Below are 13,579 nucleotides of genomic sequence, written 5' to 3'. Positions count from 1 at the left end.
TGCTTTCCACCTCACCAGGTTTCGACACGGGACTCGGCTAGCGCCTCGCCCGGCTCAACCACCGGAGCACAGGACTCGGCTAGCGCCTCGCCCGGCTCAACCACCGTGATGGCCCCGGTGGTTGAGCCGTGAGGCCGTCCACGGCCGAGCGCGTCGAAACCCGGCGACTGTGAAGGCGACGCTGCTTTCCACCTCACCAGGTTTCGACACGGGACTCGGCTAGCGCCTCGCCCGGCTCAACCACGGTGATGGCCCCGGTGGTTGAGCCGTGAGGCCGTCCACGGCCGAGCGCGTCGAAACCCCGCAACTGCCAAGGCAACGCTGCTTTCCACCTCACCAGGTTTCGACACGGGACTCGGCTAGCGCCTCGACCGGCTCAACCACCGGAAAGCACGGTCTCGGCTAACGCCTCGCCCGGCTCAACCACCGGAGGCGTGGAGGTCGCCGGTCTCGGCGATGGTCCGCAGCCGGTCGGCCGCGCGGGTGGCTACGGGGTTCGCCTCCGCGCGAGAGGCGAGCTCGAGGAGAGCGGTGAGATCGGCGGCGCGGGCGAGGTCGAGCACCTCGGAGGCCGGCAGCCCTCGGTCGGCGGCGAGGCGACCGGCCAGTGCATCGACGAACGCCTCACGCCGCTCGAACCGCAGCAGGTTGCCCGGGTCGGTCCACCGGCCGCCCGCGTGGGCGTACTCCCAGTCCAGCACGACGAGCGCCGGGTCGCCGCCGTCGGCCCCGGCGGGGCCGAGCAGCAGGTTCTTGGGGTTGAGGTCGGAGTGCACCAGGCAGGCACCGGGCCGAGCGGCGAGATCGTCGTCCAGCAGATCCTGGGCCCGCCTGCACACGGGAGCGAGGCCGGCGAGAGCCCGCTCCCCCACGTGGGTCACGAGCGCCGGCGCGAGCACGTCGAGCAGGTCGGGCAGGCCGTCACCGTCGAACGGCTCGGGGAGGGGATCCAGCGTCAGGGTCGCGTCGGCGAACACCCCCGTGCGCGGCTGGCGCGAGCCGGAGAGTGCGTCCAGCACGTCGGCCAGGCGCTCGGCGAGAGCGACCAGGGCGTCGTCCGCGAGGCCGGGGGTCACCAGATCGCCCCGCTCACCGGGGAGGAACGGCGTGACGACCAGGCCCGGGCGATCGCGGCCGGCGTCACCGGCTCGCACCTCGAGCACCGCCGGTACCTCCGCGACGCCCGCGAGCACCTGCCGGGCGTACGCCAACACGGCGGCGTCGCGGGCGGGGGCGTCGATCGGCTCGGGCGGGTAGAGCCGCACCACGGTGCGCTCCTCCCCCGCCTGCGCCAGGAAGGTGCGGCCCGACCAGCCACCCGCCAGCGGGATCAGGTCGGCGTCCAGCATCGCGCGATCCTCCCATGCGAGGCCGCGCACGCCGTACGGTGAGCCCATGGCCCGCTCCCTCCTCGCGCCGGTGCTCGACGCGGCGCTCCTGCCCTGGCGGGTCACCACCGCCGCCACCCGCACGACTCTCCAACTCGGCAACCTCGCGTCTCCGGACGGGCCGCTCCTGCGCCCGGGCGGCTACCGGGATCTGCTGCTGCGAGTGATCGGCGACGACGGGTACGCGGCGCAGCTGGTCGAGATCCTGCGCGACGACCAGCACGGGCTGATGCGGCTGGCCCAGACCCTGGGCGAGCTGACCGCGACCGACCGACCCCTGGGGCGGATGCTGCGCCGCGACGGTGTGCTCGACCGCGTGTTGGACGACGACGGACCGGTCGCCCGGCTCGTGGCGGCCGACGGGGCGCTGGAACGGATGCTGGCCGAGGGCGGCGCGGTCGAGCGGCTGCTCGCCGAGGACGGCGCCCTCGAACGACTGCTCGGCCCCGGCGGCGCCCTGGAACGCATCGTCGCACGGGAGGGACTGCTCGAACGGCTGCTGGCCGAGGACGGCCCGCTCGACCTGCTCACGCGTCACGGCGGTCTGCTCGACCAGGTGCTGCGTCCCGAGGGGCTCGCCGAGCGCCTCATCACCGACGGCTTCTTGGAGAAGCTGCTGATCGAGGGCGGCACCCTCGACCAACTCGTCGCCCTGGGCGACACGCTCGAGCAGATCCAGCCTCAGCTCACCGAGCTCGCCGCACTCATCCCCCGCCTCTCGACCTCGGCCGACACGCTCAACCAGGCCGTGGGACCGCTCGGCGAGCTCGCCGGACGCCTGCCCTTGACGCGGCGTCGTCCTGCTCAGCTCGGCTCCTGAACGGCCGCCCGTGAGCGACACCCCGCCGGTCGCCCCGGACTCGCGTGACCACCCGCCGATGCGGCCCATCCGCGTCGAGCGACGAGCGATCGACGAGTCCGCATCGCGGCACGCGAACGGACCGGACTGGGACCGCTACGCCGACGACTACCAGTCCACGCACGGCGAGTTCCTGGGCGACGCCGGGTTCGTGTGGGGGCCGGAGGGTCTCACCGAGGACGACGCGGGCGTGCTGGGCGCCGTCGCCGGCAAAGACGTGCTCGAGATCGGGTCCGGCGCCGGTCAGTGCTCCCGCTGGGTGCGAGTGCACGGCGGGCGCGGGATCGGCCTGGATCTCTCCCACCGTCAGCTCCAGCATGCGCGCCGACTCGACGAGGCGACCGGCATCGGCGTCCCGTCGGTGCGGGGCACCGCCACCGCCCTCCCGTTCGCCGACGCCAGCTTCGACATCTCCTTCTGCGCCTTCGGGGCGCTGCAGTTCGTGGCCGACATCGACCGTGCGGTCGCCGAGGTAGGGCGCGTCTTGCGACCGGGCGGCCGGTTCGCGTTCTCGATCACCCACCCGACGCGTTGGATGTTCCCCGACGACCCGGGGCCGGAGGGGTTGGTGGCGTCGCAGTCGTACTGGGACCGTCGCCCCTACGTCGAGGTCGACGAGGAGTCGGGCGAGGTGAGCTATGTCGAGCACCACCGCACGCTGGGCGACTGGGTCGCCCTGCTCGCCGCCGCCGGCTTCACGATCACGACCCTGCTCGAGCCCGAGTGGCCCGACGGCCACGACCGGGTCTGGGGCGGCTGGTCGGCCACACGCGGCAAGGTCGGCCCCGGGACGGCGATCTTCGGGGCCGACCTGCTGCGTCGGTGAGCGTGCGTGGAGCCGGAGTCAGACTCCGGCGCCGGCCGTCGGCCTGGCGGAGTCCACGTGCGCGGCGTCGGTGCGACGACGACCCAGCATCAGCACCGCCGCGCCGACGACCAGCAGCAGCGCGCCACCCACGAGACCCACGAGCGGCACGGTGTGCACCAGCAGGGTCAGCCCGGAGGAGTTCGTCTTGGCCTCGGCCACGCTCGTGGCGACCTGGTCGGTGGTGAAGCCGAGCTGGAGGTCGAGCACCTGGGTGCCGTCCTCGAGGTAGCGCTGCTGGCTCTCGGTCTGGTTGACGATGCTGCCGGTGACCGGCTCGACCCAGATGTCCTTGACGGTGGAGTAGGTGCCCTGGGTGTCGGCGGCGATCTCGGCCGGCTGGTCGGTGACCTTGACCTCGTACTTGTAGGTCGTCAGCCCGTCGAGGGACTCGCTGCCCACGTAGGTCGCAGGCAGGGCCTTGCCCAGCGTGCCGTCCCAATAGGGGTAGGTCTTCTTCTCGCTGTCGAAGGGCCACTTGTTGACCAGGCCGTCGTGCGGGGTGGCGTCGGGTCCGAGCTGGAGTCCGTCGGTGCCGTTCTCGACGGCCAGGCCGGTGACGCGGTCGGTGCCGAACACGTCGACCGAGGCGGTGACCATGTCGTCCGAACCCTTGGTGCACACCGGCTGGGCGTCGGAGCCGTCGGTGATCATCACGCAGGTGGACTGGATCCAGGCGACGTCGTCGGCCGTCGAGGCCTCGGAGTCGGTCTTGGTCACGCTGATCGCACCGACCGGCTGCTGCTCGCCCAACTCGCCGGTGGCGGCGTCGAGCTTTTGCACCGTGCCGTCGAGGTAGGTCGTGGTGTCGACCTTCTTGGGGGTCTTCTGGAGGGCGCCCGGCGCCCAGACGAGCGCCAGAACCCCGACGACGAGCAAGAAGACGCCGAGCCCCGCGACGACTCGACCGATCCAGATGCGCATGGCAATTCCTCTCCCATGAAATTCCCTCCCTCCCCAGAGAGGTGAGCGCATCGTACGTCAGAAACGGCGCCAACTGTGAGCCAGCGCACATCACGATCCGTCTCTGTCACACTCCGGTGCGTGAGCGACCCGTCCACCTCCCCCCGCGCCTCGCGCGAAGTGGTGCTCGCTGGGGCCGTGCCGCTGGGGCTGGTGGCCCTCGCGCTCCGCGGCTGGGTGCTGGCCGGCTCGTGGTTCACCACCGACGACCACCGCGTGGCACGGACGGCGCTCACGGAGCGGTGGGCCGCCCTGCTCACGCCCTTCGACGACCGGTTCGTCCCACTCCTGCGGGCGGGCGCCTGGGCGATGACCCGCTCGGGTCACGAGAGCTGGGGCACGGCCACCGCCGTCTCGATGACTCTCCAGGCTGCGGCGACGGTCGCCGCGCTGTGCGCGCTGGTGGCTTGGTGCGGCTGGCGTCCGGGCGTGTTGGTGCCGTTCGCTCTCTATCTGACCTCCGCCGTCGCCGTGCCGGGCACCCTGGCGTGGTCGTCGGCCCTGGTGTGGGTTCCGCTCCAGATCGCGGTGTTCGGCGCTGCGGCGTGCTGGGCACTGCTGCTGCGCACCGGCCGCACCCGCTGGACGGCGGGCGTGGTCGCCTGCGTCGTGCTGGGGCTCCTCAGCGGCCCGCACGGACTGCTGGTGCCCGTCGTCCTCGTACTGCTCGCCGCGCACCGCGACGGCGTCCGGGCCGCCTTCGCGCAGGCTCGCGTGGCCGTGTCGCTGGTGGCCGCCCTGGTCCTGGGCTACGGCGCTCTGACGCTGTGGCTCGCCCCGCCGCAGCCGGGCTGGCCGGGTGCGGCCGATGCCGTCGACCTCGTGGGCAACCTGCTCGGCCGCGCGCTCCCGACGGCCCTCGTCGGCGGACCGTGGCAGTGGAGCGCGCTCGCCCCGCCGGCCAGCCTGGCCGACCCCGCCTGGGTGGGTGTCGCAGCCGCGTGGCTGCTGCTGGTCGGTACCGCGGCGTCGCTGGCCCGCTCACGCGTGCGCACGGGTCGGTCGTGGCTGCTGGTCGCGGTGGTGGCCCTGGTCGACGGCGTCGCCCTCATCGTCGACCCCGCCGCCTCGCTCGGCACCGGCATCGGGTTGGACCTCTCGTTCGGCACCGACGTCCTCCCCGTGGCGGTGCTCGGCCTCGCCCTGGCCTGGCTCGGTGTACCGGACGGCCCGCGAGGCAGTGCTCCCCGGCCGGCGCGCACCAGCAGTCACGCGACGCGGCCCGGCGTCCCGGTGCCACTGACCGTGCTCTCGGTGGCCGCGGTGCTGGTGGGTGGGCTGGTGAGCTCCGCGCTCTACGCCGACACCTGGCGCAGCGACGACCCCGGCGAGGCCTACCTCACGAAGGCCCGGTCGTGGCTGGTCGGCGCCGGACCGACCGACCTCGCCGACCAGGTCGTGCCGGAGCAGGTGGTGCCCGCGCTGGCCACCCCGGCGAACACCACCGCCTTCTTGTTGCCACTCCTGGTGAGCGAGGCGCGGTTCCCGGCCGCCAGCGACGACCTCTTCGTGCTCGACGCCTCCGGACGCCCCGTGCCGGCAGCGGTCTCCTCGGTCGCCACCTCGGGGCCTGGCCCGCGCAGCGGGTGCGGGTGGAGAATCGGGAGACGAGGCACGAGCGTGCCCCTCGACCGCACGACCACCGACGGCGACTGGTGGCTGCGCATCGGCTACCTCTCGGGAGGCGACACCACCGTGGAGATCACCGCAGGCAGCACCGTGGCCCAGGCAGCGCGTGTCGCGCAGGGGCTCGGCACGCTCTACGTGCGCGTCGAGGGCGCCGTGGGGCGGGTGACGATCCGCCCGGCCGCAGGCGACTCCGACACCGGCTTGTGCGTCGACTCCGTCGACCTGGGCGAGGCGGTGCCCGCCCCGTGACCGTCCAGCCCATCCCCGCCCCCGGCGTCATCGAGGCCACCACGGCCCATCGGGTCGAGCAGCCCTTCGAGGGACTGCTCGAGGCTCCGCCGCCCGCCACGTCCGACGGGTTCCCGCATCTCGACGCCCTGCGTGCGGTCGGTGCCCTGCTCGTGCTCACCACCCACACCGCGTTCTGGGCCGGCGACTACCTGCGCCACGGCAGCGTGGGAGCGCTCCTGGCCCGGTGCGATGTCGGGGTGGCCATCTTCTTCGTGCTCTCCGGCTTCCTGCTCTCGCGCGGCTGGCTGCTCGCCGCCGCCCGCGGCGGACCCCGACCGGCCACGGGCCACTACCTCTGGAAGCGGCTGCTGCGCGTCGCCCCGCTCGCTCTGCTCACGGCGGCGCTCGCGCTGACCTTCATCAACGCCAACCGCGACCTCAGCACGGGTGCACGCGTGTCGGCGGCGCTGCTGCTCTCCACCATCACCGAAGGAGCCTTCCCCGCCGGGCTCACGCACTTGTGGAGCCTGGCGGTCGAGGTCGCCTTCTACCTCCTGCTCCCGCTGCTCATGCTGATCGCGGTCGGACGTCGAGCGCCGTTGCGGACCGGCCGGGTCACCGCGGTGCTCGTGGCCATGGTGGGCGTCACCGTGTGGTGGCACCTCGACGGAGCCGCTCGCTACGGCACCGGCAGCCACGTGTCGTCCGGTCAGTTGCTGCCGGCGTTCTTGGACTGGTTCGCCGTGGGCATCGCGCTGGCCTGGGTGCAGGTACGGGCCGTCACCGAGGGCCGCACCCGCACGCCGTGGCACGCTCTGGCCGCGCAACCCGGCACCTGCTGGGCGATCGCCGCCGGGCTGATGCTCGTGGCGGCCACACCCATCGCCGGCCCCGTCATGCTCGACGCGCCCACCGAGGCGGAGTCGCTGACCAAGAACCTGCTCTACGCGACGATCGGCGGGCTGCTCGTGCTGCCTGGGGTACTGCGCGCGACGCCGTCGACGCCCACGACCTACGACCGGCTCCTCACCCACCCGGCGAGCCGGCACCTGGGCTGGATCTCCTACGGCGTGTTCTGCCTGCACCTGCCGATGTTGCACCTGGTCATGGCCCTCACCGGTTGGACGCTGTTCGATGCGAACCTGCCGGGGCTGTGGCTGCTGACCCTCGTGGCGAGCCTCGTGGCCGCGGAGCTCGCCTACCGCCTGGTCGAACGGCCGGCTCTGCGCCTCAAGAGCCGCCACCCGCTGCGCCGCCGCCTCCCGGCCGACGCCCCGGCCGACGACCCAGCCGACTGCGGCAGCACGGCCGGGGCGCCGAGCACCGAACCGAGCGCCACGACGCAGACGTAGGCGGGCCAGGCGTCGAACCCGGCCCAGCCCGCAGGGTCGAGCCACGGGCGCGCGGCGTACCAGACCGACGCCGGCAGCACCGGGAGCGCCAGCACCAGCACCGTGGGCTGGAGCAACGCGGGGTGCACCGATCGCCGGCGGGCGACGAGGCCGTGCGCCACCAGCACGACGAGGGCCAGGACGAGACCCACCCAGCCGGCCAGCAGCCCGCCGCCGAGCAAGGTCAGGAGGCGGGTGAGCAGCGGTGCCGGCGCCCGCTCGACGATCGGGGCGTGGTCGGCGTCGCGTCGACGCCGCAGCACGAGTAGCCCGAGCAGCCCGGCCAGACCGAGCGCGAACGCGCCACCCAGCAGTCCGAGGCGGTACGGCACGTCCGGGGCGAACTGCCAGGTCACCGGCTGCCCCTCCTCGCCGTCGCGGCCGGCGCCGAGCGCGAACCCCTGCTGCCAGCCGTCGAGCACCACCGAGGCGACGGGCTGACCGCCGCGGGAGGCCTGCCATCCCACGTTGGCGTTCTCGCGGGTCGCCAGCACGTCGGCGCCCGTCGGCGCATCCGCGGTGCGAGCGTCGGCCGAGACCTCGGTGGGCACGCTCGTGACGCCGGACGCCGCACCGAGGTCACCCAGGTCACCGAGCACGACGCTGGTCGCCTCGATGGCGGCGGAGTCGGTGAAACGCACCTCGCTGGTGCCCGAGCCCAGGGTCACCGAGGGGTCGCGTCGCCACGCGCGGCCGCACGGCTCGAGGTCGACGTCCGTGCCCGCCGCGAGCTGAGCCGGCGAGGCGACCACGGCGGTGCGCAGAGTGCGGCGTCCGCCGTCGTCGGGGTCTTCTGGGTCTTCGGGGTCTTCCGGGTCTTCGGGGTCGTCGACTCGCAGTGTCGGGCCGGTGCCGCACGCGTAGCGCTGGGGTTCGAGCGAGAGGTCGAGGGGCAGTCCGAAGCGCCCCGACGAGCCCCGGAGATCGGTCCGCGCCGGCACGTCGCGCAGCCGGAGCTCGCCGATGCCGATGCCCACGGGACCGGTCGACCCGTCGAAGGAGAGATCGAGTGCCGGCTCGGCCGCCAGCACCTGCACGGTCAGCCGGTCGGTGTGCAGGGCCGGGAAGCGCGCCCGACCCCGCGTGAGGTCGACGTCGCGCTGGTGGTCGCCGGACTCGTTGCTCCACAGCAGCCGCAGCCGTAACGGTCGCTTGGCCGTAGCGTCGGGGTCGAGAGTCACGCGCAGACGGTTCAGCGTCCGTTCCCGCAGCCAGCTGAGGGTGAACGTGGGCGCCAGGTCGTCGGTCGCGGCGATCCAGGCCGTTCCGGGGTCGCCGTCGACGGCGGCGAGCGCTCCCGCACGGGGGTCGGGCAGCCCCGTGCTGCTCGCGGCCACCGAGACCAGGCCACCGCGCAGCGCGAGTCGGTCGAGATCGGCACCGGCACGCGGTCGTCCGCGCAGAGCGAGGTCGTCGAACGTGACCGGCTCGTGCAACCGCACGATCCGGTCGAGTCCGGTCGCCTCCTCGTCGTCGACCACCTGCTGGGGGTCGCACCGCACGTCGGCTTCGTCACCCGCCGCGGCGAACGGGTCGGCCACCCGCACGCAGCCGTGTCGCGCGTCACGGTCGGCTCGCAGCACGACGAGGTCGGGGGCGCCCCAGGCGCTCGGCAGCTGCGGCAGCACGAAGGCGCGCCGCACGCTCACCCCGGGGATCTCCACCTCTGCCAGCGACGCCGGCCGGCCGGCGTCCGGGCTCTCGACCCGCACCCACGGCGTGGTGCCGGCGTCGTCGCCGATCACCGTGACGGTGCGCCGCTCCCCCGGCCCGAGCCGCACCTCGTCGGAGACACCGGTGGCGGTGCGCACCCGCAGCGTCTGGTTGGCCACGGCATCGGGGCCGCCGACGAGGGTGACCTCGCGCACCACCTGGGGGGCACTGAGGTCGAGTCGCCACCAGGCCGTCCCGGCGGCGAGGGGCGCCGTCCGCCAGGCCGAGTCCGGGTCGCCGTCGAGCGCTGCGGCCGGCAGCGAGCCCCGGCGGGTGCCGGTGAAGGTGTCGGCGTCGGAGGCCGACGACGACGCCGACACCGCGGCGGCACCGATGAGCGTCGCGCGCGTCGACCACCGGTCGGCGGCGTCTGGGCCGTCGAGCTCGTAGTCGGGGGTCGGGTTGCCCGTGCGGGGCACGTCGCCGGGCGTGTGCACCGGCGAGTCGGCGTCGGTGACCCGCGCGAAGCTGTGCTCGCGCATCCGCAGACCGTCGGTCAGCACCCGCGGGCCGTCGGCGAGATCCCGGGCCGCAGCGCCGTCCGGCGCATCGGCCGCCAGCAGCGTGGGGCGGTCGTCGAGCACCCCGAGGTCGAGCAGGTCGGCGAGATCCTCGGGGCCTGCCGCCACGAGTGGGATCCGGCTCGCGGCCACCGTGCGCTCGGCACCGGCCACCTCCCAGATCACCACCGAGGGCGTGGTCGCCTGCCAACCGCCGTTGACGACGGCGCGGGTGCCGTCCTGCGCGAAGTGCGCGGCACCGCCGACCTGGGGCCCGAACGCCGCCACCGCTGTGATGCCCGGCGACTGCTCGAGCGCCTGCTGCACGAGCAGCGGCTCGGCCGTGCTGTGCTCGGCGTCGTCGCGCGCCAGGTCGTTGCGCTGCACCAGGTAGTGGACGCCGGCGCGGGCCAGTGCATCGGCGAGGCCGACCGAGCCCCGGCCCTGCGTGAGCCGCTGCTCGATGCCGTCGAGGGCACGGATGTTGCCGGCCGGCACCAGGGGCACCACGTTGCGCACCGCCCACCGCGAGTCGGCCAGCCACTGCATCGGCTCGTCGTCGGGCGAACCCCACGTGTAGCGAGCGAACGGCGACCCGGGCACCAGCAGCGCCGTGGCGTCGTCCTGGCCCTGCCCCTCGGAGCCGTGGTCGGCCAGCCAGGTCGCCGTCTGCGCCCAGTAGTCGGGCACCGCGAGCACCGGAGCGGCCGGGGTGATGCGTGAGGTCAGCGCCGGGAGCGCTCCCGCGCCGACGGCGAGGAGCGCGACGCCGACCAGCGAGACCCGACGCACCGAGGCGAGCCAGGGTGCGTCGCCACGCCGCGCACGGGCAGACATGGTCAGCAGCGCGTCGAGGGCGTGGGCCAGCCCGACCACCAGGGGGATGCGCAGCACCGGGTCGAACTTGTGCACGTTGCGGATCGGCGCGAGCGGTCCGTCGAGCAGGTGCTGCACGTGCTCGGCGCCGAAGCCCTGCACGGCCCCGGTGTGCCCGAGCGAGACCAGCAGCACCCCCAGCAGCAGCGATCGGGTGAGGAACGAGCGGTGCGGCGTGGTGCGCAGCGTGAGGCCGGCCAGCCCGAGCAGCAGCACGACCCCCGCCTCGAGCGCGAGGAACGGGGTGTCGACCAGGTCGCGACCGGCGCGCGACCCGGCGTCGACGAACGGCACCCAGTCGGAGGTACCTCGCAGCACGTCGAACACCGTGGTCGGGAAGGTGGTGACCGAGGCGGACTCGATCCAGTCCAGGAACGGCGGGCTGTAGCGGCCCATCACCGCGAGCGGCACCAGCCACCACAGCGTGCCCAGCAGCGTGGTGAGCGGCCACCACAGCATCATCGACCGGCGCCGCCTGCCGCGCGTGCGGGTCAGCAGCCAGACCGCCCCCAGCGGGATCACCGCGAACGAGGCGGCCGCGTTGACGCCGCCCACGCAGGCCACCGCGAGACCGGCGAGCACGCCTGCGCGCCGGGGCGAGCCGCGCGTGGCCCCGATGACCAGCGGCAGCAACACCCAGGGCGCCAGGGCGACCGGCCAGGACTCGCTCGAGATCGGGCCCAGCGTGCTGAGCATGCGGGGGCAGAGCGCGTACGCCGCCCCAGCGACCAGGCAGGCCAGGTCGCTGCGCACGCCCAGCGCTCGGGCCAGAGCCGCGGCCCCCGCGAAGGCGAGCCCGAGCACCAGCCCCCACCACAGCCGCTGCACCACCCAGCCCGGGATGCCGAGCGCGATGCCGCCGGCGAAGAACGGCCCCATCGGGAAGAGGTAGCCGTAGGCCTGGTTCTGGAGCTGCCCGAACGCGCCCTCACCGTCCCAGAGGTGCACCGCCCGGGCGAGGAAGCCGGCCGGGTCGGCCACGAGGTCGAACTTCGTGTCGGCCGCCAGCAGGCCCGGATCCTGCACGAAGGCCAGGCCCACCATCAGCACCGCGCCGGCCAGCAGGCGGAGCCGGAACGCGCTGGTCATCTCTTGCGCAGCACCAGCACGAGATTCCACGTGACCAGCTCGCGCAGGCCGGGCACCCGCAGCAGCCAGCGACTCCACGACGGGTTGTAGCGCGGGGTCACCTCGACGACATCGACCTCACCGGTGCGCCCGACCGCCCGCGCCCAGTCCAGCCCCTCGCGCACGGTGACGCCGAACAGCGACTCGCCGTACTTGTTCTTGGGCTGGTGCCCGTGGGTGCGCGCGTAGCGCTGCCGGGCCCAGTAGCCACCCAGGTAATGCCAGGGCGCGGTCTCGTGACCGCCCCAGGGGCCGTACCAGGTGGTCCAGCTGAGGAAGACCAGCCCGCCCGGCTTGGTGACCCGCACCATCTCGGCCGCCATCTGCCACGGCTCGGGTACGTGCTCGAGCACGTTCGAGGAGTAGCAGACGTCGACGGCGCCGGTGCGCACCGGCAGCCGCATGCCGCTACCGATCATGGTGCCGACGGCGATCTCGCCCATGCCCGCGAGCTCGCCGGCGTCGGCGTCCAGGGCCAGGTACGTCGCGCCAGCGGCCGTGAACGCATCGCGGAAGTAGCCGGGACCACCCCCGACATCGAGCAGCACCCGGCCCGCCAGGTCGGTGTAGTGCCCCAGCTGGGCCGCGGAGTCCTGGGCCAGCGCGGTGTAGAAGCGGGCCGGGTCGGGCTGCTCGTAGCGGAACTCACGCAGCAGCCGCACCGACCGGCGCAGCGTCGGCCGGAAGGGCTCGTCAGCGCGTGGGGTCACGGGGCCACACCCTAGATGACCGACCGGTAGGGTCCGGCGCATGGAGGTGACCCGCGCCACATCGACGCGCCTGGACGGTCGCCACGTGGCCTTCTTGAGTTGGCGAGACACCGCCAACCCCGAGGGCGGCGGCGCGGAGCGGTACCTGGAGAAGATGGCCACCGGTCTGGTGGCGCGCGGTGCGACCGTGACGATCTTCAGCGCGGCGCACGCGGCCGCGCCGCTGCTCGAGGAGCGCGACGGCATCCGTTTCGTACGTCGCGGCACCAAGATGTCGGTCTACCCCCAGGGCATGCGTGCCCTGCGGCGCGGCGACCTGGACGGTCCGCACGGGCCGCCCGACCTCGTCGTCGACGTGCAAAACGGCCTCCCCTTCTTCACCCGGCTCGTGACACGAGCACCGGTCCTCGTGCTGGTGCATCACGTGCACGAGGAGCAGTGGCCCGTGGTGTACCCCGGGCCCACCGGCACGGTGGGCTGGTGGATCGAGCGACGGCTCGCGCCGTGGCTCTACCGACGCGATCGCTACGTGGCGGTCTCGCAGGCCACCCGCGACGAGTTGGCGACGCTCGGCGTCGACCCCGCGCGGGTCGACGTGGTGCACAACGGCACCGACCCCTATCTCGCGGTCGACCCCGGCAAGGCGACGCACCCGGTGCTCGCCGTCGTGGGGCGCCTGGTGCCGCACAAGCAGGTCGAGCACGCCGTCGACACCGCCCTCGAACTGCGCGAGACCTGGCCCGACCTGCGCCTGCACGTGGTCGGTGGCGGCTGGTGGGAGGCCGAGTTGCGCGCGTACGCGCAGAGCCGTGCCGCGGGCGAGACGGTCGTGTTCGAGGGTCATGTCGACGAGGAGCGCAAGCACGAGGTGTACGAGCGGGCCTGGGTACAGGTGCTGCCCTCGCTCAAGGAGGGCTGGGGACTGGTCATCGGCGAGGCCGGCATGCACGGCACCCCGACGGTCGCCTATGCGGCCGCCGGAGGCACCCAGGAGTCGATCGAGCACGACCACTCGGGCCTGCTCGTCGACGACCAGCACGCGCTGACGGCGGCAGTGCGCTCGCTGGTCGAGGACGTCGACCTGCGGGCACGGCTGTCGGCCGGCTCACTCGAGATGAGTCACCGGTTCACCTGGGGAGAAGCCCAGGAGTCGTTCGCGCAGGTGGTCAGCCGTTGCTGCCGTACTGCACGACCGGCGCGTTGACGTTCGCCGGCGACGGACCATCGGTCGACGTCTGCGACGAGACGAGCCCCACGACCGTCACGGTCGCGACAGCGCCGCCCGCGATCATTGCCCCCACGGTGGCCAGAATTGATCCCACTTGT

8 protein-coding genes and 1 pseudogene are annotated in these 13,579 nt (G+C 73.6%); 5 read left to right on the top strand and 4 right to left on the bottom strand.

The genetic code is table 11. The features are described 5' to 3' along the window. Positions 1-419: 419 nt before the first annotated feature. Positions 420-1,397 (bottom strand): phosphotransferase family protein, encoded by a 978-nt coding sequence (locus ISG29_RS09435; protein ID WP_194503158.1) that lies wholly within the window; start codon positions 1,395-1,397, stop codon positions 420-422. Here ISG29_RS09435 and ISG29_RS09430 point away from each other — a divergent pair. Both ISG29_RS09430 and ISG29_RS09425 read left to right on the top strand, forming a co-directional pair. Next, a complete protein-coding gene (locus tag ISG29_RS09430; RefSeq protein WP_194503157.1) occupies positions 1,396-2,208 on the top strand; it encodes an ABC transporter in 813 nt (270 codons plus the stop codon). The genes ISG29_RS09435 and ISG29_RS09430 overlap by 2 nt on opposite strands. Before the next feature lie 10 nt (positions 2,209-2,218). Then, positions 2,219-3,073, top strand: coding sequence for a class I SAM-dependent methyltransferase (locus ISG29_RS09425; RefSeq protein ID WP_328828584.1), 855 nt, complete (start codon positions 2,219-2,221; stop codon positions 3,071-3,073). An 18-nt stretch (positions 3,074-3,091) separates the two neighbouring features. Here the strand turns inward: ISG29_RS09425 and ISG29_RS09420 are convergent, their stop codons facing one another. Then, a complete protein-coding gene (locus ISG29_RS09420; protein WP_194503156.1) occupies positions 3,092-4,036 on the bottom strand; it encodes a DUF3068 domain-containing protein in 945 nt (314 codons plus the stop codon). Positions 4,037-4,156: 120 nt separating this feature from the next. On the opposite strand from ISG29_RS09420, the gene ISG29_RS21605 reads away from it, so the two are divergent. Both ISG29_RS21605 and ISG29_RS21600 read left to right on the top strand, forming a co-directional pair. Beyond that, on the top strand, positions 4,157-5,953 hold the full coding sequence (locus tag ISG29_RS21605; RefSeq protein ID WP_194503155.1) for a hypothetical protein: 1,797 nt from the start codon (positions 4,157-4,159) through the stop codon (positions 5,951-5,953). Continuing rightward, a pseudogene (locus ISG29_RS21600) lies at positions 5,908-7,113 on the top strand (acyltransferase family protein); the annotation flags it as partial. The gene ISG29_RS21605 and the pseudogene ISG29_RS21600, both read left to right, overlap by 46 nt. Before the next feature lie 20 nt (positions 7,114-7,133). On the opposite strand, the gene ISG29_RS09410 reads toward ISG29_RS21600, so the two are convergent. Further along, on the bottom strand, positions 7,134-11,504 hold the full coding sequence (locus tag ISG29_RS09410) for an alpha-(1->3)-arabinofuranosyltransferase domain-containing protein (protein ID WP_194503154.1): 4,371 nt from the start codon (positions 11,502-11,504) through the stop codon (positions 7,134-7,136). Continuing rightward, positions 11,501-12,253 carry a class I SAM-dependent methyltransferase gene (locus ISG29_RS09405; protein ID WP_328828580.1) on the bottom strand — a complete coding sequence of 251 codons (753 nt, stop codon included), beginning with the start codon at positions 12,251-12,253 and terminating at the stop codon, positions 11,501-11,503. Before ISG29_RS09405 ends, ISG29_RS09410 begins: the two co-directional genes overlap by 4 nt. Before the next feature lie 40 nt (positions 12,254-12,293). Between ISG29_RS09405 and ISG29_RS09400 the strand changes: the two genes are divergently transcribed. Further along, the gene (locus tag ISG29_RS09400) at positions 12,294-13,457 is read left to right on the top strand and encodes a glycosyltransferase family 4 protein (RefSeq protein WP_194503152.1); all 1,164 of its coding nucleotides are present in this window, start codon (positions 12,294-12,296) and stop codon (positions 13,455-13,457) included. Positions 13,458-13,579 lie beyond the last annotated feature (122 nt).

Origin of the sequence: Nocardioides acrostichi (genome assembly GCF_015319165.1) — a bacterium.
Taxonomy (GTDB): Bacteria; Actinomycetota; Actinomycetes; order Propionibacteriales; family Nocardioidaceae; genus Nocardioides; species Nocardioides acrostichi.
This window is presented reverse-complemented; position numbering and strand designations above follow the sequence as displayed.